The organism is Streptomyces sp. ADI95-16, assembly GCF_003721495.1.
Classification (GTDB): Bacteria; Actinomycetota; Actinomycetes; order Streptomycetales; family Streptomycetaceae; genus Streptomyces; species Streptomyces goshikiensis.
On sequence record NZ_CP033582.1, the window covers coordinates 291,218 to 312,213 of the forward strand.

Annotated in this window: 24 protein-coding genes; 10 read left to right on the forward strand and 14 right to left on the reverse strand. The window is 71.1% G+C overall.

Annotation, left to right across the window (positions count from 1 at the left end; translation table 11 throughout):
• Window positions 1–3 precede the first annotated feature (3 nt).
• The gene (locus EES41_RS38230) at window positions 4–1,122 is read right to left on the reverse strand and encodes a DUF4062 domain-containing protein (protein ID WP_123083138.1); all 1,119 of its coding nucleotides are present in this window, start codon (window positions 1,120–1,122) and stop codon (window positions 4–6) included.
• Between the two features lie 90 nt (window positions 1,123–1,212).
• On the opposite strand from EES41_RS38230, the gene EES41_RS38235 reads away from it, so the two are divergent.
• Window positions 1,213–1,665 carry a hypothetical protein gene (locus EES41_RS38235; RefSeq protein ID WP_123083139.1) on the forward strand — a complete coding sequence of 151 codons (453 nt, stop codon included), beginning with the start codon at window positions 1,213–1,215 and terminating at the stop codon, window positions 1,663–1,665.
• 33 nt (window positions 1,666–1,698) lie between these two features.
• On the opposite strand, the gene EES41_RS38240 is transcribed toward EES41_RS38235, so the two are convergent.
• Both EES41_RS38240 and EES41_RS38245 read right to left on the reverse strand, forming a co-directional pair.
• Window positions 1,699–2,508: a class I SAM-dependent methyltransferase gene (locus EES41_RS38240; protein WP_123083140.1), complete on the reverse strand. Its 810-nt coding sequence runs from the start codon at window positions 2,506–2,508 to the stop codon at window positions 1,699–1,701.
• On the reverse strand, window positions 2,505–3,812 hold the full coding sequence (locus EES41_RS38245) for a helix-turn-helix transcriptional regulator (RefSeq protein ID WP_123083141.1): 1,308 nt from the start codon (window positions 3,810–3,812) through the stop codon (window positions 2,505–2,507). The genes EES41_RS38240 and EES41_RS38245 overlap by 4 nt, the downstream gene beginning before the upstream one ends.
• A gap of 241 nt (window positions 3,813–4,053) precedes the next feature.
• Between EES41_RS38245 and EES41_RS38250 the strand changes: the two genes are divergently transcribed.
• The 5 genes from EES41_RS38250 (at window position 4,054) to EES41_RS38265 (ending at window position 7,523) form a co-directional block, all read left to right on the forward strand.
• The gene (locus EES41_RS38250) at window positions 4,054–4,281 is read left to right on the forward strand and encodes a hypothetical protein (RefSeq protein WP_073794824.1); all 228 of its coding nucleotides are present in this window, start codon (window positions 4,054–4,056) and stop codon (window positions 4,279–4,281) included.
• Window positions 4,282–4,450: 169 nt separating this feature from the next.
• Window positions 4,451–4,582, forward strand: coding sequence for a hypothetical protein (locus tag EES41_RS43970; RefSeq protein ID WP_008740613.1), 132 nt, complete (start codon window positions 4,451–4,453; stop codon window positions 4,580–4,582).
• A gap of 19 nt (window positions 4,583–4,601) precedes the next feature.
• Window positions 4,602–5,786: a cupin domain-containing protein gene (locus tag EES41_RS38255; protein ID WP_123083142.1), complete on the forward strand. Its 1,185-nt coding sequence runs from the start codon at window positions 4,602–4,604 to the stop codon at window positions 5,784–5,786.
• The gene (locus EES41_RS38260) at window positions 5,783–6,676 is read left to right on the forward strand and encodes an aldo/keto reductase (protein ID WP_123083143.1); all 894 of its coding nucleotides are present in this window, start codon (window positions 5,783–5,785) and stop codon (window positions 6,674–6,676) included. The genes EES41_RS38255 and EES41_RS38260 overlap by 4 nt, the downstream gene beginning before the upstream one ends.
• On the forward strand, window positions 6,657–7,523 hold the full coding sequence (locus tag EES41_RS38265; protein WP_123083144.1) for a hypothetical protein: 867 nt from the start codon (window positions 6,657–6,659) through the stop codon (window positions 7,521–7,523). The genes EES41_RS38260 and EES41_RS38265 overlap by 20 nt, the downstream gene beginning before the upstream one ends.
• A gap of 323 nt (window positions 7,524–7,846) precedes the next feature.
• Here EES41_RS38265 and EES41_RS38270 read toward each other — a convergent pair whose 3' ends face one another.
• From EES41_RS38270 to EES41_RS38280, 3 genes are read right to left on the reverse strand one after another with little or no spacing between them, the layout of a single operon-like run.
• Window positions 7,847–8,194: a YciI family protein gene (locus tag EES41_RS38270; RefSeq protein WP_123083145.1), complete on the reverse strand. Its 348-nt coding sequence runs from the start codon at window positions 8,192–8,194 to the stop codon at window positions 7,847–7,849.
• Window positions 8,191–9,105: a virginiamycin B lyase gene (locus EES41_RS38275; protein WP_123083146.1), complete on the reverse strand. Its 915-nt coding sequence runs from the start codon at window positions 9,103–9,105 to the stop codon at window positions 8,191–8,193. Before EES41_RS38275 ends, EES41_RS38270 begins: the two co-directional genes overlap by 4 nt.
• Window positions 9,102–9,779 carry a CatB-related O-acetyltransferase gene (locus tag EES41_RS38280; RefSeq protein WP_123083147.1) on the reverse strand — a complete coding sequence of 226 codons (678 nt, stop codon included), beginning with the start codon at window positions 9,777–9,779 and terminating at the stop codon, window positions 9,102–9,104. The genes EES41_RS38275 and EES41_RS38280 overlap by 4 nt, the downstream gene beginning before the upstream one ends.
• A gap of 221 nt (window positions 9,780–10,000) precedes the next feature.
• Between EES41_RS38280 and EES41_RS38285 the strand changes: the two genes are divergently transcribed.
• Window positions 10,001–10,918 carry a LysR family transcriptional regulator gene (locus EES41_RS38285; protein WP_123083148.1) on the forward strand — a complete coding sequence of 306 codons (918 nt, stop codon included), beginning with the start codon at window positions 10,001–10,003 and terminating at the stop codon, window positions 10,916–10,918.
• Window positions 10,919–10,945: 27 nt separating this feature from the next.
• On the opposite strand, the gene EES41_RS38290 is transcribed toward EES41_RS38285, so the two are convergent.
• Window positions 10,946–12,121: an epoxide hydrolase family protein gene (locus EES41_RS38290; protein ID WP_123083149.1), complete on the reverse strand. Its 1,176-nt coding sequence runs from the start codon at window positions 12,119–12,121 to the stop codon at window positions 10,946–10,948.
• Window positions 12,122–12,289: 168 nt separating this feature from the next.
• On the opposite strand from EES41_RS38290, the gene EES41_RS38295 reads away from it, so the two are divergent.
• The gene (locus EES41_RS38295) at window positions 12,290–12,832 is read left to right on the forward strand and encodes a DoxX family protein (RefSeq protein ID WP_123083150.1); all 543 of its coding nucleotides are present in this window, start codon (window positions 12,290–12,292) and stop codon (window positions 12,830–12,832) included.
• 19 nt (window positions 12,833–12,851) lie between these two features.
• Here EES41_RS38295 and EES41_RS38300 read toward each other — a convergent pair whose 3' ends face one another.
• From EES41_RS38300 to EES41_RS43525, 3 genes are all read right to left on the reverse strand, one after another.
• Window positions 12,852–14,531, reverse strand: a complete 1,680-nt coding sequence (locus EES41_RS38300) for a sigma-70 family RNA polymerase sigma factor (protein ID WP_164496192.1) — start codon at window positions 14,529–14,531, stop codon at window positions 12,852–12,854.
• A gap of 617 nt (window positions 14,532–15,148) precedes the next feature.
• On the reverse strand, window positions 15,149–15,460 hold the full coding sequence (locus EES41_RS43520; protein WP_367995819.1) for a cupin domain-containing protein: 312 nt from the start codon (window positions 15,458–15,460) through the stop codon (window positions 15,149–15,151).
• Window positions 15,461–15,467: 7 nt separating this feature from the next.
• Complete coding sequence (locus EES41_RS43525; protein WP_254211875.1) at window positions 15,468–15,761, reverse strand: cupin domain-containing protein; 294 nt, start codon at window positions 15,759–15,761, stop codon at window positions 15,468–15,470.
• A 337-nt stretch (window positions 15,762–16,098) separates the two neighbouring features.
• Between EES41_RS43525 and EES41_RS38310 the strand changes: the two genes are divergently transcribed.
• Window positions 16,099–16,938, forward strand: a complete 840-nt coding sequence (locus EES41_RS38310) for a helix-turn-helix domain-containing protein (RefSeq protein WP_123083152.1) — start codon at window positions 16,099–16,101, stop codon at window positions 16,936–16,938.
• A gap of 34 nt (window positions 16,939–16,972) precedes the next feature.
• On the opposite strand, the gene EES41_RS38315 is transcribed toward EES41_RS38310, so the two are convergent.
• From EES41_RS38315 to EES41_RS38325, 3 genes are all read right to left on the reverse strand, one after another.
• Window positions 16,973–17,203 carry a hypothetical protein gene (locus tag EES41_RS38315; RefSeq protein ID WP_123083153.1) on the reverse strand — a complete coding sequence of 77 codons (231 nt, stop codon included), beginning with the start codon at window positions 17,201–17,203 and terminating at the stop codon, window positions 16,973–16,975.
• A 194-nt stretch (window positions 17,204–17,397) separates the two neighbouring features.
• Entirely contained in the window at window positions 17,398–17,934 is a 537-nt protein-coding gene (locus EES41_RS38320; protein ID WP_123083154.1) for a hypothetical protein, read from the reverse strand.
• Window positions 17,935–18,031: 97 nt separating this feature from the next.
• Window positions 18,032–18,823, reverse strand: a complete 792-nt coding sequence (locus EES41_RS38325; RefSeq protein WP_123083155.1) for a GNAT family N-acetyltransferase — start codon at window positions 18,821–18,823, stop codon at window positions 18,032–18,034.
• A 497-nt stretch (window positions 18,824–19,320) separates the two neighbouring features.
• Here EES41_RS38325 and EES41_RS38330 point away from each other — a divergent pair, with 497 nt between their 5' ends.
• Window positions 19,321–20,007, forward strand: a complete 687-nt coding sequence (locus EES41_RS38330) for a response regulator (RefSeq protein WP_123083156.1) — start codon at window positions 19,321–19,323, stop codon at window positions 20,005–20,007.
• Between the two features lie 58 nt (window positions 20,008–20,065).
• Here EES41_RS38330 and EES41_RS38335 read toward each other — a convergent pair whose 3' ends face one another.
• The gene (locus EES41_RS38335; RefSeq protein WP_123083157.1) at window positions 20,066–20,872 is read right to left on the reverse strand and encodes an SDR family NAD(P)-dependent oxidoreductase; all 807 of its coding nucleotides are present in this window, start codon (window positions 20,870–20,872) and stop codon (window positions 20,066–20,068) included.
• Between the last annotated feature and the right edge of the window lie 124 nt (window positions 20,873–20,996).

Sequence of the window (20,996 nt, forward strand, 5' to 3'; positions counted from 1 at the left end):
GTGCTACCTGCGGGCCTGCAAGATCAGTACCTGTGCCAGGTGGGGAGAGACCTCCGCAGCGCCAGCCCCAAGGGCTGCAAGAGTGACAGACTCATCGGGCTCGGTCCGCAGCTGGCGCCCCGAACGCCCGGGGCCAATGGGTTGGTACGACTGGCGAGACCGCCGCGGATCAAAGGTGTCGACGCTCATGAGCATCTCAGTCAACACGCCGGCCGCCACCACGATGCGGTCTGCCTGGACGATATTCAGCGCCCCGGCAAACCGCAGCAGGCCAGCGAGCTGCTGAGGCAGCGCATCGGGATCCAGGATCGCGCCGCAGCTGTCTCGGGGCAACGTAGCCCGGATAGAGAGCTGCCCCGTCTTGTACAGGCGGCATTCCGCTGTCTCGCCCTCCTGGGGCGTGTTCCATGACCGTGTCCGACTGGCCGGAATACTGACGCCCACGTATCCATCAGACCTGATGGGGTTCAGTGCGACATCGCTCCCGATCATCCGAGTAGCTCGGATTCGTTCCATCAGCGACGCACCCAGTTGATCTAGCTCGCGCGCCGAGTATCCAGGGAAATCCAGCGGAAGGACGTGCAGTTCCAGCGGGGGATCTCGGTGGCTGACAGCCTGGGAGGCCCTATCGTCCGAGGACCAGTGAAGGGCCGGTTGCTGCACGATCTTGGCGAAGGCCAACGGTGACGCGGCTGACTCCAGTTCCCTTACCTTCTGTACGATCTTGATCGTCAGGTCTTCCGAGGTGTGGAACGTGTCGCGGAACCTTCCGGTGGCGTAGGCCTCCAAGATCCGCACAAAGTTGTGCTGATTCGGCTCGAACTCCACGCCTTCTTTGCGGTAGACGAAACTGGGTTTGCCTGCTGCTTGGGCAGCTACCCATTCGTCGTGCGTAGCCGACTGCCCTGTCTCTGGGAAGACGTGGCCGTAGAACGGACCAAGGAGGAAGAGGCATACATCCGCGGATTCCAGAGCACTCAGACACGCCTCACGACTTGGCACGGGCTGAGCCGAAAAGTCCTCGAATCGCACTGGAGTATGACCAAGTGCGGTAATCAACGGACTGAGGGCGTCTCGCTCTTTCACAAGACCTTTGCGGGCGCTGCTGATGAAGATCTTCACGCTACGGTGTCTCCACTGCTGCGGTTCGCCTTCACGGCGAAGCGGTTGGCTCGTGTGTCCAGTGTGCCGATCCTGGGGAGGAGGTGTTTCATGCCTGACGCTTCAGACGAGGCAACACGCGCCTACTGGAAAGAGCAACGAGAGCAGCTACGACAGTGCGAAACCCAACGCTCCACGCTGACGAACCTCCTCATCGTCGTTACAGCTGCGTTGAGCGCTCTGATCGTGCAGCAGAAATTCACGCTCAATGTCGTACCCCTATGCATCTTCGTCGTACTGACGGGTGCGTACGGAGCTGTCGCTGTATCTAAGTACTACGAACGATCCTCCTACCACCTCTCTCAGGCGAGGGCGTTGACCGCAGATCTGGTGGCGCGAGGAGTCCTGGGGTCGAAAGAGGGGCTCGTGCAGGCGCGTGTTGAGCACAACAACAGGTTCCCCCGCCTGCACCGCATTCGGCTGCACCGGCTATGGGTGATGCTGCACCTCGCAATTGCGCTCTACGGCGTGGCACTCCTCTGCGTATGTGTGCTTGTGGCTTGACGGCAGAGACTCGCAGGCAGTGTGGTGCCAGGCTCACCGGCAGACGAGTATCCCGCCCAGACAGGTGACGCGAAAGACGCCCTCTGCCTCAATGGCCTTGTTGACCCGCTCCCGCGCCCGCTCGATCGTCTCCCGGAACGGGACGCCCATCTTGTCCGCCCAGGCTTCGTACGAGGCCAAGTGCGCGACGACTGGTTCAGCGTCGGTCACCTCGATCACTCCTGGCAGGGGGATCGTACGGATCTCGCTGAAGACCGTGCCGAGGATCGCGGGCGCATCCTCCAAGGTGAAGCGAGCAGAGAGCTGCACTCGGGCCGGGCCCTCCTGGATGCCCAGCACATCGCCCGCGGCCTGGCGCCAAAGGTGCTCCAGTTCCAGCTTGTCGGTCCTGCTGTTGGTGGAGACGATCGCGATTCCGCCGGGCGCCAGTACACGGCCCAGCTCCCGCACGGCCTGGGCCTGGTCCTCGACGTGGTACAGCATGTGGAGCGCAAGGACCGCACCAAGGACTCCATCGTTGATGGGGAGCTGTTGGACATCCGCCACGAGAGCCCCCGGAATGGCACCGAGGATGCCGTGCGACACGTCCATGGGAAGCACCACCAGGTCGGGACGGTCCTCCCGCACCCGGGCGACGAACTTCCCGTTTCCGCACCCCACGTCCGCGACCGCACCGCGTACGCCGGCCAGTTCGTTCACAACGATGCCCGGCAGGTCGTGGCTGGGGGTCTGCCACTGGTAGAGGGATTGGCGGGCGGCCAGGTGCTGACCCGTGCCGTACGCCTTGGTGGAAAGGAGGCTGCGGTCGGTGACCAAATGATCAGGCGTGGGTTGGACGGTCATCGGGGCTCCGTGGGGTTGCTGGCGAGAGCGGGCCGGACGGTCACCTCGTGGATGTGCGCGCGGAGATCGACTGCCGACTGTGCGCCACGGTACGGCTCGCTTCCGAGGAGCGCGGCCAGATTGCGGAGCCTGATGGTGATGCTCGCCGTGAACACCTCGGCGGTGAACACCTCCGAGAGCTTCGCACCGGCTCTCTCCACCTGGCCGCTCGCAAGATAGGCCGTGGCCAGGTCCAGGTGGGCGGCTTGTAGATCGCCGGGGGAGCGGTCGCCCTCTGGCCCGGCGTGGTACAGCTCCACGGCACGATTGGAAGCGCCTATGGCGTGCCGGGTCTGCTCGTCGCCCCCGACGGCCAACAGGGTGGTACCGGCGTAGGCCCACTGCTTGGCCTCGGGAAACGAGAAGACCCCGGGCAACTCGTCGGGTCCCGCAGCGCTCCGTGCCTCCTGTGCCAACGCGAGTACCCGCAGCGCGCTGCGATTGTCCCCTTCGGCCGCACGAGCTCGGGCCTCCAAGCTCAGCAGCCGGGCCTTGATCGTGCCTGCGCCGGGACCTCGACCCTCGCTATGCCCGGCCTGTGCAAGGTCTCCCGCCCGCCGGTAGTCCCCCGCCCAGTAAGCGGCCAGGGACTGGAACGACCGTGCCCATGCGCGTAACGGTGAGTGCTCCGAGATCTCCGCGCACTGCACCACGGTGCGGGCGTGAGTAGCCGCGCCGGAGCGGTCCCCCAGGTCCAGCGACACATGCGCCGCGAGACCGGATAACCACCCCGCGACCACGTAGAGGTGACGGGTCTGGCTGGGGTGCTGGCGGCCCTCCAGCAACCGGAACACCGCACCCCGAGCCGTGCGAATCTCCGGGATCAGGAGAGGCAGAGGCCGGCTGACGAAGTCCCGGGCGAGTCGTTCGACGTCAGCGTCGAACTGCTCCAGTACGAGCGCGTTGACGTTGGTCTCCGCCGCGTGGCGAGCCAGACGGGCTGACAGCTCCGTGTCGGCGGCCAGGGATCGGACATCATCAGACGGAGCCTCTTCGGCCGGCCTTTCATCCGGTGCGGCGGACCCCTTCGGGTACAGGCCCAGCTCCTCTTCCCTGGCGACCTGGAACACCGCGCACAACGCGGCCCTGTAATCACCGGAAGGCCATGTGATGGCTCCTCGCTCAAGGCGGGAGACCCAGTTCGCATCAAGCTCCGGATCGCGCCCGGTGGCTGCCTGGACCTGAGCGCACACGCGCTCCGCGACCTGGGTCTGAGTCCATCGCTGGGAGTTTCTGTGTCTGCGAAGAGCTTCGTTCGCCATCATCCCGCCGTCCGCTGGTCGAGCCGGGCGCCGAAATCGTAGCCGGAATCTGCCTTCTGAGTGCCTACAACGTGCCTAGTGGAATGCCCTGTTGGGGGTTTGGCCAGCGGAGTTGACTGGTCTCAGCCGCACGGAGAGGCGGCCTCCCCCCTCGCAGCGGGTCGCAGGGCCGTCCGCAACGTCACACCTGCGGCCCGCTGCGTCCCCGGAGTGCAGTGCCCGAACTAGACCGAGGAGAGGCGCAGTGTCCACCAAGAGCCGTTTTCGTCAGCGTCAGACCGTGCCCGGCTGGGTCAGCGAGGGCACCCGCATCCGCGACCCGCTGAACGGCCGCACCGGCATCGTCCAGTTCATCGGCGAATTCGAGGACCCCAAGTCCCGCGTCGTCATGCAGAACGCCGTCTTCGTCCGGCCGGAGGGCGGTGGGGTGGAGTGGGTCGTCGAGGACCCTTCCAGCCTGGAACGTGGCTGACCGCACGCGCCCCCTGGGGTTGGCGCCAGCAGCTCGCCGTCCTCCTGTACGTCGTCGCCTTCAGCGTCCTGGTGGTCACCCTGGCCGTAGCCGGAAGCCCCGGGAGCTGACTCACAGATTTCCCTCCGGGGCCCCGGCGGGATCCATCGAAATCAGGAAGGAGTACGGAATGAACGAGAACGCTCCCACCGAGCAGAACAGTGGCCTGCTGATCGGCGTTCGCCGCATCGCGGCGGCCCGCTCGCGTGCCGAGGAAGCCTCGGACAACACCGGCGGCAAGTCGGACATGAACGACACCTGATCGACCGAGGAGACCCACGGTGATTGATTCCGCATCGTGGGCCGCGCGTCTGGGCGGGGACACGTTCCTCGCCCAGACGTGCTTCCGGGCCCACAAAGTGATCCGCTCCAACAGCACCACGCCCCCCTCGCCACTGACCTGGGGCGACCTCAACGAGATCGTGGCCGCTCACCGGCTCGAACCGCCCCGGATGCGGCTCTCGCGTGCCGGGGAGGCTGTCCCGGCCACCGCGTACTCCATCCTCCGGACGAACCGTCGCGGGGTGTCCTGGTACCAGCCCCGGCCTGCCGACTTCCACGCCCGGCTCGCCGAGGGCGCGTCCCTCGTCATCGACGCGATCGACCAGATCCACCCGCCCGTCCGCGAAGCCGCGGCCGGCCTCGAACGGTTCTTCCGCACCCCCGTGCAGGTCAACGCGTACGCCTCGTGGACCGCCGAGGAAGGCTTCGGCACCCACTGGGACGACCACGACGTAGTGGTGCTCCAGCTCGAAGGCTCCAAGCGGTGGAAGATCTACGGCCCCACCCGGCAGGCCCCCGCCTGGCGCGACGTGGAAGCCCCTGAGGCCCCGACGGGCGACCCAGTCGCGGACATCGTGCTGACGCCCGGCGACCTGCTCTATCTGCCGCGCGGCTGGTGGCACGCCGTGAGCGCCGACCAGGGCACCGCATCCCTCCACCTCACCTTCGGACTCGCCACGCAGACCGGCGCCGAGTTCCTGGGCTGGCTGTGCGACGACCTGCGGGCCAACGTGACCGTCCGGGCGGACGTACCGCGTTTCGGCACCCCGGAGGATCGGGCGGACTACCTGGCTGCCGTACGGAAGGACGTGCTGGCCGCCCTGGACGACCCTGCGGTTCTCGATCGCTGGGAAAGGACCCTGGACGCGACGCACCCCGGGCGCCCGCGCCTGTCACTGCCCCACCTGACCGGCGTTCCTGCCGAACCCGGCATCGCTGTTCAGGCCACGGTGCCTCGTGCCAGGATCGACCAGGACGACCAGGCCGTGACCTTCGCCGGGGCAGGGAACGAGTGGACCTTCGCCCTCCCCGTCGCCCCGGTCCTCCGCCTCCTCGCCAGTGGATCACCGGCCACCCTGGCGGACCTCTCCGCCGAGTCGGATCTCACCCTCGTACAGGTGGCGGAAGTCGTCTCCGCTCTGGTTGCCGGTCAAGCCGCCGCCGTGGTCGGGGGCTCCTCGTGACCGCTTCCCTGGGACTGGGGACGTACCGGGTGCGCGCCGTCGAACAGGCGGCCCGCACCGCGTGCGCCGACGGGCTCGTGTGGATCGACACCGCCCCCAACTACGGCAGTGCCCACCAGGCGCTCGGCCCCGTCATCGCCGACCACCCACGCGCCATGGTGGCGACGAAGACAGGCTTCTTCACCCCGGATGAGGGCGCGGCTGCTCTTCGAGCCGGGCTCCTCACTACCGCCCAAGTCCGAGCCGGACACAGCCTCGACCCCGGCTTCGTCCGCTGGCAGACGGAAAGGTCCCTGGCCGCTCTCGGCCGGATCGACCTCGTGTTCGTCCACAACCCGGAGCACGCCGGCCTCAGCCCCACGGAGCTGCATCCGGCACTGCGTGATGTGTTCGCGGTGCTGGAGGAGTTCGCTGCTGCGGGCAGGATCGGCGGGTACGGCGTGGCCACCTGGTCGGGGTTCCAGCACGACGCCTTCTCGGTGTCCGAACTCCTTGGCCTGGCCATCGAGGCCGCTGGTTCGGGTGAACATCATCTGCGGGCCGTCCAACAGCCGGTCAGCCTCGTCATGGCAAGGCCGATCGCCCTGGCCCTCGACGGCAGGGGCCCCCTCGTCCTGGCCCGCGAGGCGGGCCTGATCACCTTCGGCTCCTCGCCCCTGCACGGCGGCGAGCTGCCCGGCCTGGTCACGCCCGAACTCGCAGAGTTCATCCGCCCGGGGGCCTCGCCGGGCACCGCCTGTCTCCTCGCTGCGGCCTCCTGCCCGAGCCTGGACGTGGTACTGCTGTCTGCCGGCACCGCCCACCATTGGGCCGCCGCGAAGGCCACCACTGCCGCCCCGCTCGATCCGGGCCACCTCAGGAAGGTCACCGATGTACTCGCCCAAGGATGAGACCACCAGGGCACGCATGGAGGACGCCCTGGCCCACGCCGCTGCTCGCCTGTCCACCACGACGACGGGGGCGCCGGCCTGGGGATGGCTCGGCCGCACCATCGGCAGCCGCACCGCAGGCGGTCACTGGCTCCGCGTCCACTGCGGCGAGGCAGCGAAGACCCCCGCCACCCGGAACGAGGGGATCGCCCTCGCCGAGGAACGGGTGTCCGACAAGGTGTCTCGCCCTCACCTCCACGACCTGTACCGCTGGGACGGCGGCGAGTACGTCTTCGAGGCGGAGCTGATCGACTACATCGCCCAGCCCGTCATCTCTCCGGAAACGCCCGACCTCACTGCGGATCCGGGCCTGCCGGACTCCTGGTGGACGACCCTGCGGGAGAGCCTGGACGCTCTCAGCACCGCAGAACCGCCCCGAGAGACCATCCGCCAGTCCTGGGCCGACCGGGTCTTCCCCGAGTTCCTGGGGATCCCCGCCCCGGCCATCACCGAACGCGTCACCGGGCACGCCGACCTCCAGTGGGCCAACCTCACCCACGACCCCCTCGTCATCCTGGACTGGGAGCGCTGGGGCGCCGTCCCCGTCGGCTACGACCCCGCGATGCTCTACGTGAACAGCCTCCGCGTCCCCGCCGTCGCCGACCGCATCCGTGCCGAGTTCGCCCACGTCCTCGACACCCCCGCCGGCCGGATCGGCGAACAGATCGCCCTCGCCGAGATGCTCCAGGCCGTCGGCCGAGGCTGGTACATCGAGCTGGCCCCCCTCCTGCGCCGCCGCGCGGAAGAGCTGACGGGGGTCCGCCCCCCGGCCCACATCAACCCGACCGCCCCGGCCACATCTGGGTGAAGGGCAATCCGCGGTGGCCCGCGTGTGCCGGCGTACGTCCCGCTGCTGTCGGCCGTGCTCGCCGTGGGGCAGTTGGCGGAGGCATGGAGCCAGCGGCGGCCTGGGGCCGCCGCGCCGCGCGGCCCGGCGCCACGACGAAGGGGTGCCCCTTGTCGGGACACCCCTTCTGATCAGCACGTTGTCTGTCCTGGTGCGGTGGGTGTGGGATGTGAACCCACGGTGACTCGCGGCCCGCCGGTTTCCCGGAGAGCGCCGCGGGAACCGTGCATCGCGTCGTCGAAGCGACCGAGCCCCCGCTCACCGAGGCGAGGGCCGCCTGTTGCTCAGGCCGATTCGAGGAGGGGGCGGATTTCGAGCGCCTCCGGGGTGGGGAAGCCGCGGGCCAGCTCGATGGCCTCGGCGTGGTCGGCCACCTCCAGGACGAACCAGCCGCCGAGGGTCTCCTCGCCGCCGTGTACGGGTCCCTCGGTCACGGCCACGGACCCGTCCGACGTCTTGCGCACGGTGACGGGGCCCTGGTGCTCGGTGTCGAGGGCGTCGCCGCCCACCAGTTTGCCCGCTGCCGCGAGCTCGCCGATCCACGTCTGGTACGCGGTGCGGTAGGCGTCGCGGTCGGCCTGGATCCGGGCGCGTGACGCGTCCGTCTCGAAGACCACGAGTGCGTATTTCATGGGGTGTTCCTCTGTCCGGTGTTCCTGGTGGTGGGTGAGATGCGGGCGAGTGCGCCTGTCTCCAGGGCCGTCCACAGGGCGCCGTCCGGGCCCACCGTGATCCCGTGCGGTTCGGAGGCCGGGGTGGGCAGGTCGTGGACGGTGACCGTGCCGTCGGCGGTGATCGAGCCGACGCGGTTGCCGGCCCACTCGGTGAACCACGCGGTGCCGTCGGTGTCGGTGGTGACGGCGTGCGGCCGGGCCGAGCGGTCGGGCAGCGGATACTCGGTGATCCGGCCGTCGGGCGCGCGGTGACCGATCTGACCGGCGGCGATCTCGGTGAACCAGATGCCGCCGTCATGGCTCGCGGCGATGCCCACCGGGGCGGCGGCCTCGGTGGGCAGACCGTGGATCGTGATGCGGCCGTCCATGCCGATGCGGCCGATGGCGTTGGCCTGGTTCATCGTGAACCACATCGCGTCCCCGGCCGCGGTGATCGCGGAGGGGAACGCGCCGGTGCACGGCAGCGGATACTCCGTGACCGATCCGTCGGTGGTGATGCGGCCGATGCGGTCGGCGGCGGTTTCCGTGAACCACAGCGCGCCGTCCGGGCCCGAGGCGATGCCGAAGGGACCGCACTGCGCGGTCGGCAATGCGAACTCCGTCAGGTGGCCGGCCGTCGTGATCCTGCCGATCCGGTGCGCCCGGTACTGGGTGAACCACAGGGCGCCGTCCGGCCCGTCCGTGATGACCGTCGGGCCGCTGTCCGGGGCGATCTGATGGCTGGTCGGCTTCTGCCCCGGGACGAGCCGGCCGATCCGGCCGCTGTGCACCATGGTGAACCACAGCGCGCCGTCCGGGCCGGTGGTGATCGCGTACGGGCCGCTGCCGCGACCGGACACCACGTGCTCTTCGACGGTCCGCGTCGTCACTGCCCCTCCAGACCCTCGGCGGCGGCGATGCGCTCGATGTCCTGCGGGGAACCGGCCATGATGGTGCGCGCGTGCGCGGTCACCAGCTCGACGGGCCAGTCCCACCAGGCGGCGCGCACGAGCCGTTCGACGTCGCTGTCGTCGAAGCGCTGTCTGATCGTTCTGGCCGGGTTCCCGCCCACCACGGTGTACGGCGGCACGTCGGCGGTGACCATCGCACCGGCCGCGATCACGGCACCGTCACCGATCCGCACTCCCGGCATCACGGTGGCTCCGTATCCGAACCACACGTCGTTGCCGACGACGGTGTCCCCGCGGCTGGGCATGCCGGTGACGAGGTCGAGGGTCTGCTCGGCCCACGCCCCGCCGAACATGGTGAAGGGGAAGGTGGACACCCCCATCGACGGGTGGTCGGCGCCCGCCATCAGGAATCGAGTGCCCGTGGCGATCGCGCAGTACTTGCCGATGACCAGCCGTTCCGGACCGTAGGCGTAGAGCACATTGCGCCGTACGAAGTCGGTCGCGCCGTCGGGGTCGTCGTAGTAGGTGAAGTCACCTGCCACGACGTTGGTTCCGGCGACCAGTGGCTTGAGGAAGACGACCCGCTCGTGGGCAGGCAGCGGGTGGAGCCTGGCCGGGTCGGGTTGCCGGGCAGTGCTCGGGTCGGATGGCACGTGGGAATCGCTCCGTGGGGGTGTTCGTGGGGTGTTCGTGCGCGGCGGCCGGGGCCCTGGGCGTGAGGCCCGGGGCCGGTGAGGTACGCGACCTCCGCGCGGTCCGGGTTGTGCGGCACCCAGCATGCGGGGCGGGCGGCCCGGGAACAACGGCCGATCTTGTTATGGTCGTTAACCCAGAGGTTCATGAATTCGCGGACCACGAGGGAACCGGGGGCGGAATGGAACTGCGGGACATAGAGATCTTCCTGATGCTCGCGGAGGAACTCCACTTCGGCCGCAGCGCCGAACGCCTGCACGTCTCCCCGGCCCGTGTCAGTCAGGCGATCAAGAAGCAGGAACGCGTCATCGGCGCTCAGCTCTTCGAGCGGACCAGCCGTCACGTGCGGATGACCCCTGTCGGAGAGGTGCTGCTCCAGCGGCTGAAGCCGGCGTACGAGGGCATCCAGGACGCCCTGGCGGAGGTGACCACGATGGCCCGCCATCCGTCCGGCACGCTGACGCTGGGGGTCATGGGTGCGCAGATGCACGAGATGCGCCCGGTCCTGACCCGTTTCCGGGCCGGGCACCCGTCCGTCGAACTCCGTTTCAAAGAGGTGTTCTTCAGCGATCCGTTCGGAGCCTTGCGGGCCGGTGAGGTCGACGCGGTGGCCACCTGGCTGCCCGTTCGCGAGCCGGACCTGACCGTCGGGGTGGTGCTGCGCGAGGAACCGCTCCACTTGATGGTGGCCGCCGACCACCCGCTCGCCCGGCAGGAGTCGGTGGGCCTGGAGGTGCTCGGTGACCACATCGTGCCGCGCCTGAACGGCCCTCTTCCCGCCTACTGGGAGAGCGCGGTCCTGCCGGCCCGCACACCGGCCGGACGCCCCGTCCGCCGCGGGCCGGCCGTCTCGACCTTTCACGAGATCCTTGCCCTGGTCGCGGTGGGGGACGTGGTGTGCACGGTCCCCGACGAGGGACGGCGCTACAACGTGCAGCCCGACGTCGCCTTCCTTCCCCTCCACGACGCCCCGCCCGTCGAGTGGGCCCTGATCTGGCGCACCGACAGCGTGCCCCCACTGGTACGCGCACTCGCCGAGGCGGCGACGGACCGCGGGGACCCGACGGAGCGACGGACAGGCGATGGATACGGGATGTGACGGCTGCCGCGTGCCCCGGCACCACCCTCAGCCGGCGATCCCCGCGCGGTAGGGGCGGAAGAAGTCGCGGAGCTCCCTCGCGTAGAGCTCGGGTTCCTCGAAGGCGGCGAAGTGGCCGCCGCGGGCGGGTTCGGTGACCCGTACGACGTTCGCCGTGCGCTCCAGCCAGGCGCGGGGCGGGCGGACGATGTCGCCGGGGAACAGCGAGAAGCCGGACGGCACCTCGACGCGGCGGGCCAGCTGGGCGGGCGGGATCGCGGCGTTCGCGCGGTACATGCGCATCGACGAGCCGATCGTCCCGGTGAGCCAGTACAGCGTGACGTTCGTGAGGATCTCGTCCTTCGTGAAGCTCCGTTCGACGTCGCCGTCGCAGTCGCTCCACGCCCGCAGCTTCTCCACGATCCACGCGGCGAGCCCGGCCGGCGAGTCGTTCAGCCCGAACGCGGCGGTCTGGGGCTTCGTACGGTGCAGGGCGGCGTAGGCGCCCTCGGCCGCGCCCCAGGCCGCGGCCCCTTCGAACCAGGCGCGCTCGTCCGGAGCGAGGTCCGCCGGATCGCCGCCGTACACGGGCACGCCCCCGTCGGTACGGTGGACGGCCACCACCCGGTCGGGGTGGTCGAGCCCGAGGTAGCGGCTCACGTGGCTGCCGATGTCCCCGCCCGCCGCCCCGAACCGGCGGTGACCGAGTACGTCCATGAGCTCGGCCCACAGGCCGGCGACGGCGATGGAGTCGAGGGGCGGCCCGGCCGGCCGGTCGGAGTACCCGTAGCCCGGCATGTCGGGCACGACCACGTCGAACGCGTCGGCGGGATCGGCGCCGTGCGCGCCGGGGTCGGTGAGGAGCGGGATCACCTTCGCGTAGCGCCAGAACGAGTCCGGCCAGCCGTGGCTGAGCACCAGCGGCAGCACCGGCCCGGCGGGCGCGACGGCCCGCGCGTGGACGAAGTGGATCCCGAGGCCGCCGAGCGCGACCCGGAAGCGGGGCAGCCGGGCGAGCGCCTCCTCCTGCGCGGGCCAGTCGAACCCGTCGGCCCAGTAGGCGACGAGCTCGCGCAGGTATCCGAGGTCGGTGCCGAGCGACCACCCGGCGTCCTCGGGCTCGTCCGGCCACCGCGTCGCGCGCAACCGCGCCCGCAGGTCCTCCAGTAGCGCGGGCGGGGTCCGCGCGAGGAACGGCTCGGGGCGGGGAGGGGTGTCCGGCATGACAGGCATCCTACGAGCCGGGCGGCCGGTCGCGGCGGTCCGCACCGTCAACCTGCGGGTTGCGGCCGAAAGGGTCGACGATCCGCGCCGACGACGTTGCGGGCAGGACGAACCGGACGGACGTCATAGGGTGGCCGCCGCTCGCACGTGACGGAAGAACGGACGTCCATGGCGCACGAACGATGGGACCACGCGGTCTACCGCGCCACCCCTGCTCCCGCTACCACCGTCACCCACGACGTGGGCCTGCTCGTGCTCCGGCTCTTCCTCGGCCTCACCATGGCCGCCCACGGCACGCAGAAGCTCTTCGGCTGGTTCCACGGCCCCGGTCTCGCCGCGACCGGCAAGGGCTTCTCGATGAGCGGCTATCCCGCCGGCGACGCCATGGCCGTCATCGCCGGTCTCGCCGAGACCCTCGGCGGCCTCGGTCTCGCCCTCGGCCTGCTCACCCCGCTCGCCGGCGCGGCCCTGATCGGCACCTTCATCAACATCCTCGACGTGCGCGGGCTGAGCCCCTTCTCCGCCCCCAAGGGCGTGGAACTCGAACTGGCGCTGCTGGCCGGCATCGTCGCGCTCACCCTCACCGGGCCGGGCCGCTTCTCCGTCGACCACTTCCTGCCCGTGCTGCGCGAGTCGCGGCCCCGGTACTCCGTGCTCGGGCTGCTGCTGGGAGTCGTGGCCGGCGTCGTCGTCCTGCTCATCCGGGACTGAGCGGGGCGGCGGGCCGCGCTCACCCCAGGGAGAAGTGGAAGTTGACGGAGTTGTAGTAGTCGGGCAGGTGCACCATGGGCGAACCCGGGCGCGGGGGATCGGCCTTCGGCCAGTTCAGAGGGCCCAGCAGGTGGTCGGCGTAATCGGTCTGCCGGACCCGCGGCACGAACCAGATCCGGTACGTGCCCGGTCGTGCGACCGGATCGAACCGCCAGAGCTGTGTCACGCGGCCCGCGTCGGAGCGGCAGGCACGGAGGCGGACGCCGACGACGTTCCCGCCGCCGGTGGTTCCGTCGAGGCAGGTGCCGGTGCCCGTGTTCCGGAGCTGGTACGTGTCCCGCCCGGCAGGCAGGCGCTGCCAGCCCTGGGAGGGGGCCTTGTTGCACCGCTGGAGCTCCAGCGGGCCGTCCGAACCGTTGCCGCCCAGGCCGACGCACAGCCCCGAGGCGGTGTTGACCAGCGCGGGGCCGGCCGGACCGGTCGAGGGCGACGGTGAGGCCGAGGCCGAGGGCACGGGTGAGGCCGCGGCCGACGTGGCGACGGCGGGCGACGGCCCGGCGGAGGCCGTCGCCGACATGGGCACGCCGACGGCCACGAACGGCGTCCCGGAGTCGTCCGGGTGCGGGGTCGGCATCGGATCCGGGTTCGGGCTCGCGGCCAGCGGGGCGGGCGGCAGGGCCGGCCCGGGCTCGCCCTCCACCGGCAGCAGGACGAACGCGGTCATCGTCCCCGCCACCGCGGCCGCCGCCACGCTCCACTTCGTGGAACCCAACCGCGCCGCCGCCAGCTTCATCCCGCCCAGCTTCGTCCCGCCCGCCTTGATCCCGCCCAGCTTGCCCGCCGCCGCCAGGTGCGCGGCGCCGTGTCCGCCGGCGGACGCGAAGAAGGAGCCCGGGCTCCACAGCAGGATTCCGGCCGGCAGCAGCGCGCCCAGGCTCCTGTTGACGTGCCGCAGATCGCGCTCGGCCCGGGCGCAGTCGGGGCAGGCCCCCAGGTGGCGGCGCAGGTCCCGGGTGACGCGCGTAGCGGGCCGGCGCAGCGCGGTGGCGAGCTGGCCGCCGTAGTGCCGGCACTCCTCGCTCGCGCTCTGGTCCAGGTGGGCGCGCAAGTACGCCTCGCGCAGGCCTTCCCGGGCCCGCGCCGCCAGCGAGCCGACGCCTCCCGCCGATATCCCGAGGTGGCGGGCGGTCTCGGTCGCGGGCTCGTGCTCGACGACCGCGTGCCACAGCACGGCCTGCCAGCGCTCCGGCAGCGACCGGTACGCCCGCAGGACCAGCGACCCCTCCTCCGCCGACAGGACGGCGCCCTCGACGTCTTGGCCGTCGCAAAGATCGCCGGCCCACTTCTCGAAGTCGTCCGACAGCTGGGTCCGGGCGCTGCGGCGCATCCAGTCGGTCGCCACCCGGCGCACGCAGGTCAGCAGGTAAGGGCGCCAGGCGTGTTCGGGACCCGCCCCCCAGGCGACCGCCCGGTAGGTGCGGGCGAACGCCTCCGCCGCGAGGTCCTTTGCGGTCGCGACGTCCCGGCAGCAGGTACGGGCGTAGGCGAGCACCGCCGAGTGGTGACGGGCGAACACCTCGCCCATCACGTCGCTGACTTCGGGGCCGGGCGCCGCGCCGTGCTCGCGCAGCAGCGCGCAGAGCTGCGCGTCGCTGAGGTCGTGGAGATCCTGCTGGCGGGCGGTACCCGATGTGCTCAACCTTGCTCCCGATGACGTGCTGGTGCCGGCACCGTGGGTGCGGGCGGATGTGCAGGGGGGTGCGACGTTGCGCCCGGCCGGAATTCGCGCAAGTGTGCACGCTCCAGGGCCTGCGGGCAAGCAGAGCCCGGCCGTCGGGAGGGTGCGTGGTACCGGCCGCCCGGCCTGACGCGCGTTCGGCAAAGCCCTGGCAAAACCCCAGGACGGCACCCCTGTCAGGCGGTCTCTCATCGGGTTACAACAGGTCAGAGGGCTGCTGATGGTTCGTCACCGGGACGGTGCCGCCGGCCCTTCGGTAGGGTGACCGCTCGCCGGTCACCGGTCAGGGAAGCGGAGGACGGGAATGGCCGCATCCGGTCAGGTCGACATGACGCACGGCCAGGTGCTCGGGGACGTGGCCGAAACCCACGCGCCCGCCCTGGTCGCGGAGGTGCTCGCGTACGCGGCGCTGGGCGGACCCGAAGCGGCGCTGGGCCCTGGCCGAGCCGGCCGGGGCGGCGGCCGTGTCGCGGACCGGCTTCGCCCGGCCGGTAATGCCTCCAAACGCACGACCGGCATGGCTCCGCGGCGATCCCGTCACGCCATCGTGCGAGCGGTGTCCGGGAGCGCCCCGGTGATCACAGCGCGTTGGTGTTGTAGCGCCCGGAGCGTGGTGCCCAGTCGTAGGGGCCGCGCATGACCGTGTGCAGGGCGTCGGCCGACCGCATTTCGTGGAGCGTCCGGTCCATGAGCCAGCAGGCCGCGGGTGCCTCGGCCGTGGTGGCGCTGACGTGCATCAGGGGCGGAAGGGCGCTCAGCAGCAGGTTCCTGCCGGTGGTGTCGAGGTCGATGTGGCCGCCGATCGTGACGGCGTCCCGCCCTTCGTCCCCGGCGTGGAAGAAGGTCTCGGTGGTCGCCCGGAGCACGGGCAGCGCGTCGATCGGCGGCACGGCCGGGTCACTCGCCAGGGTGTACCGGCGGTCGCCGGCGAAGACGGCGATGTCGCCCCGCCTCCAGGCGGACGGGGTGTTCGACGCCCTCCATCACCAGCCAGACGACGCCCTGCGTCACGGCCTGGATCGTGAGTCGGCCCGGTGCCGGAAAGGCCAGCGCCCAGTCCCCGGCGGCGATGAGTCCGCGGGACAAGGCGCAGCGCGCACCGGTGAGTTCGAGGGTTTCGGTGATGGGATCCCCCCAGGTCACAGACGCGGGGAGGGGTACGGACGGCGGTGCGGACAGCGGTGCGGCCATGGGCGGACTCTCGCGGAAGTCGTACGGACGGGCCAGCGTTTACATGCTGTCGCGGTGCTTCCCCGGGCGGGGCCGTGCTCCGAAACGCCGCCGCCCTCGGCCGTGCCGCCGCTGTCTCAGCGTCAGGAGGTCGTACTCATGGGCGGATTCCAGGGTCGCGCCGCGTTCCACCCGGACGGGGTAGTGCTCACGTCGGCCGAGCGGCGGCCCGCACGTCACCGTGCTGGGCCTGGCCCCCGTCTGGCACCTCATCCTGGAGCAGGCCCGACTGACCGGATGGGGCTTGCTCCCTCGCGCGCCCAGAACGGAAACCAGCGTTCTCGTTTAGGGTGGGGGGATGCCTCGCCTGACGGACGAGCGCCGGGAAGCGCGGCGCTCCCGTCTGAAGCCCGCGGAAGTGGGCCTGCCGACCTACGGACACCGCAGGGTCGCGGGGCTCCGGCGCGAGGAAGTCGCCGTACTGGCCGGTGTCAGCGCCGACTACTACGCGCGTCTGGAGCAGGGGCGCGAACGCAGCCCCTCCGGCCAGGTCATCGACGCCATCTCGCGGGCGCTCCGCCTGAATACCGACGCCCACTGGCACGCCTACCGCCTCGCCGGTCTCCTGCCCGACCCCGAGGCCTCGGACGCGCCGGACGAAGTGGAGCCCGCCCTGCTCCGGCTCATGGACGCCTTCCCCACCGCAGTCGCGTACATCATCAACCGCCGCCTCGACGTGCTCGCGGCCAACGCCCTGGCCGATGCGCTCCTCTCACCACTCGCCGACCGCCGCCAAGTACTGCGTTCCCTCTTCCTGAATCCCGCGGCCCGAGAGCTCTACGCGGACTGGCAAGAAGTCGCGCAGTGCTCCGTCGAGGCCCTGCGCCTGGCTGCCGGACACCATCCGGGGGATCTCCGGATGGCCGCCACCATCCAGGAACTGCGCGGCGGCAGCGAAGAGTTCGAGCAGATGTGGCTGCGCCACGGCGTCAGCTCTCTCGGCCTCAGACCCAAGACCTTCAACCACCCGGCCGTGGGCCGGTTCACCCTCACGTACCAGTCCTTCGACGTCCAGAGCGCTCCCGGCCAGCACCTGCTGATCGGCACCGCGGAGCCGGGCAGCCCGGATGCCGACGCCCTCGCCCTCCTCGGCTCTTCCACGCGCATGCTCGAAGGCAGCGGAACGGGACGAGCGTGATGCGGCTGCCGGTGAGCGGTGACGCGTGCGCTGCTCAGCTGAGTGCGTGCCCTATCCGGTCGAGGTCTTCGAGGAGTCCGGCCAGACGTTCGTCGGGGATCGCCTCGATCATGCGCGCCTCGATCGAGTAGACGTCGCCCTGCGCCGCGTTCAGGCGGCGTCGCCCCTCGTCCGTCAGGGATGTCGGGCGCGCCCGGCCGGTTTCGACGGTGGCGGGCGGGTCGAGCAGCCCCGATTCCTGGAGTCCGCGCAGGACGACGTTCATGGATTGGCGGGTGACGAAGGTGGCGCGGGCGAGGTCCCCGGCTGCGGCTGGCCTTCCCCGCCGACGACGGCCGGTCCGTCATCGGATGCTGCGGCGCATCGGTGACATTCCCGGCCTGACCGGCATCGAGGTCTCCGGCGCCTTCGACGGCCGGCGCTCAGGCCTGCGGTGGCGGAGCGGGCGTGCTCGGGTCGCTACAGGCCGGAGACCTGGAACACGGTGCGGGCGGTCTCGCGGTCGATGCGCGCCGCCAGCTCGCGCAGGGTCACCGCGCCGCACAGCAGGGTGCCCCGCCGGGTGGAGGTGCGGGTGTCCTCGTCGAAGCGGCGCCACATCGCGGGGTTGCGAACCAGGACGGTCGGGTCGACCTCGACCGCGTTGCCCTCCGTGTCGCGCAGGACCATCCGCTGGGCCACGCCGTCGGACCAGCTGATCGAGGCGAGGCTGTCGGTACGGACCGTGTTCCCCGTCAGGAGGCCGCGTGCGCTCAGTACGCCGGGGGCCGTCGAGACCCGGAGCGGCAGCAGTATCACGAAGGCGAGGACGGACAGGCCGGTCCAGAGGGTGCCGCGCGTCGTGTCGAGCGTGCCGAAGGCCGCATCCATGCCGAGCAGGGCCGCGTACAGGAGGCAGGTCACGCCGATGGCGGTGCGCCGCTCGCCGGCCCAGTGGATGTCGTGCGCGACGGCGGTCCGTGCGCCGGTCGCGGACCGTGTGAGTCGTCGTCCCATGGGGAGACGGTAGGGCGGGTTCCGGCTTGCGGATCGGGCTCTGACGCGCCGCTGACGTGGCGGCTACGGCATGTTGACGGGGCGCTTCGCAGGCCGCTCACGTGAGTACCGCCGTCGCGTCGCCCGCGCGTGCCGTGACGCGTGCGCGTCCGGTGACGTGGTGCACGTACTCCCGGGTCAGGCGGAAGCCGGCCGTCCAGCCCAGGAGCCGACTGGGCCGGTTGTCGCGCGAGCAGCACCAGCTCGCGGTCCGTCCACGTGCTCGGACATCGGCGGTCAGCCCCGAGACGCAGGCCAGTGCCAGGCGTTCGCGGCGCCGGTCGGGCACGGTGACCACCGCGATGTCCTCGTACGAGCCGCCGCGGAAGTAGCCACAGGCGACGGAGAGGACCGCCCCCTTGGCGAACGCGGCCCAGCCGTACCCGGATGCGGCGAGTCCGCCCGGGCCGCCCCAGCTGGTGTGTATCCAGGCGTTCTCGGGATGGAGCGCCGCCAGTGCCGGAGCGTCCTCGCGGGTCAGGCGTCGCACCGTCACGCCGCGCGGCGCCCGGGGGAGGGGCGCCGGGACCTGGTGGACGTACAGCATCCGCTCCCAGGGCACGACCCGGTCGAACGCCGAGGCGAGGTACGGACCGAACCGGGCGGGAGCCTCGACGTACCGGCCGGCGAACCGCGCCAGCGCATCCGGTGCGAGGCGGCTCGGGTCGCCGCGCAGCAGGACGTGGTCCGCGCAGCTGACGGCGAGGACGCGGGGCCGGTCGCGGTGGTCGGCCCACCACTGCCCGTGGCCGGTGGCCAGCACGTGCTCGGCGAGCGTGGCGGGGCCGGGCGAGCCTGCGGGGAACCAGCGGCTCAGAGCCGGCAGCTGCTGCGGGGCGATCTCGATCATGGGGTCTCTCCAGGCTGTGCCCGGGACGTCCGGGCGGAGGGAAGCAGGGGGGATCGGAGCCTGCGAACGGGTGGGCCCGTGCCCGCCGGGACGGCGGCGGGCACGGGGCGGGGGCGGCCGCCCGCCGGTACGGGCGGGGGCGGCCGCCCGCCGGTACGGGCGGGGGCGGGCGGCCGCGGATCGGAGGACGCGTCAGCGCACCGTCGGGTGGACAGCGCGCGGGGCCGGGCGCACCGTATGCGGTGGCCGGTCGTCATGGCGCAGACCGCTGTTCACCCCGCCCATCCAACGGGGTGGCGAGCCCGCGCTCAAGCGGGTCGGACCGTCCTTGACACAGCTCTGACACGGGCAGGAGCCGCTCCCGTAGGGAAGCCGTCAAGGTCACGCCCGTGGGCGTATGGACGTCGTCAACGCCCGTCGGCACAGGAGGAAACGGCTGTTTGCTCAAGTGAGCCGTCCCATCTCCGCAGGACGCATGACAGGAAGGCGGCACGCCGATGACCCGGGTGCTGGTGGTCGATGACGAACCGCAGCTCGCTCGGTTGCTGGTCATGAACCTGAAGGCACGCAAGTACGAGGTGGAGTGCGCGGCGGACGGGGGTGAGGCCCTGGATTCGGTGGCCGCCTGCCGGCCGGACGCGGTCCTGCTGGACCTCGGGCTGCCCGACATGGACGGGATCCAGGTCATCAAGAGCCTGCGGGGGTGGTCGCAGGTACCGGTCCTGGTCGTCTCCGCCCGCCACGGTTCGAGCGACAAGATCCAGGCCCTCGACGCCGGCGCCGACGACTACATCACCAAGCCCTTCAGCATGGACGAACTGCTCGCCCGGCTGGCGGCCGTGGTCCGCCGCACGCCCGACCGCGGCGCGACCGCCGGGGACGAAGCGGTGGTGGAGACCGAGGAGTTCAGCGTCGACCTGCTCGCCAGGAGGACCAGGCGGAGAGGGAAGAACGTCAGGCTCACCCCGACCGAATGGCACCTGCTGGAGGTCCTGATCCGCAACCGGGGCCGGGCGGTCAGCCAGCGCAGGCTCCTCCAGGAGGTGTGGGGTTCCTCGTACGGGACGCAGACCAACTACCTGCGGGTGTACATGGCGCACCTCCGGCGGAAGCTGGAAGCGGATCCGTCCCACCCGCGCCACCTGATCACCGCTCCCGGTATGGGATACCGCTTCGAGGCGTGAGAGGTACGGGAACGCACGGAGACCGGTCTGGGAGCCGCGGTTGGCCGGTGGCGCCCCTTCAGGCGGTGTGGCCGACGAGGAGGCCGGCGAGCTTGTTGAGGCGCTTGACGGTGCGGTCCTCGGTGGCGGCCGGCGCCGGGGCGACGCGCTCGGAGCGGTCGTAGTAGGCGCCGTTGACGATCTCGGTGGCGGGGTCGCACAGTCGTACGACGTGGTGGGCGCCCTCGGCGGCCGGCGCGCCCTCGTGTCCGTACAGCGGCAGGAGGTCCGTCGCGCACACGCCGGGGTTGACGGAGACGGCGGTGACGCGCGGGTCGGCGGCGAAGACCGTCAAGGCCAGTTGCGACTGCGCGTAGGCGGCGAGCCGTGAGTAACGCCGCACCCGCTGGGGGTCGTTCCACTGGATGGCACCGGTGCGGTGGAGCGAGGAGGACACGTTGACGACGCGGCCGCCCGGGTCGCTCGTCAGGGCGGGCTCCAGGAGGTGGGTGAGGAGGTAGTGGGCGAGGAAGTTGACCTGGAAGGCGATCTCGTTGCCGTCGGCCGTGAGCGTGTGGCGCTCGGGTGCGGCGATGGCCGCGTTGTTGACGAGGACGTCGAGACGCGGATACTCGCGTACGACGGCGTGCGCCAGGTTCTCGACCTCTTCCAGGCGGACGAAGTCGGCGGCGAGCGGCCGCAGCAGGCCGCTGCCGATGCCGTCGGCGGCGATGAGGCGATCGGTCGCGGCCTGGGCCTCCTCGGCGGTGCGGCCGTGGAGCAGCACGACGGCGCCGCGCCGGGCGAGCAGGCGGGCGGTCTCGTAGCCGATGCCGGCGGTGGCGCCGGTGACGAGGACGGTACGTCCGGACAGGGATGCGAGCATGTGGCTTCCTGGGAACGGGCACGGCTGCCACGCGCTGCGCCCGCGTCATACGGGGGGCGTGGGCGGGATCAGGCCGTGCGGTGGAGGGGGGAACGCGTACGGAGACCCGATGGCCGGTACGCGG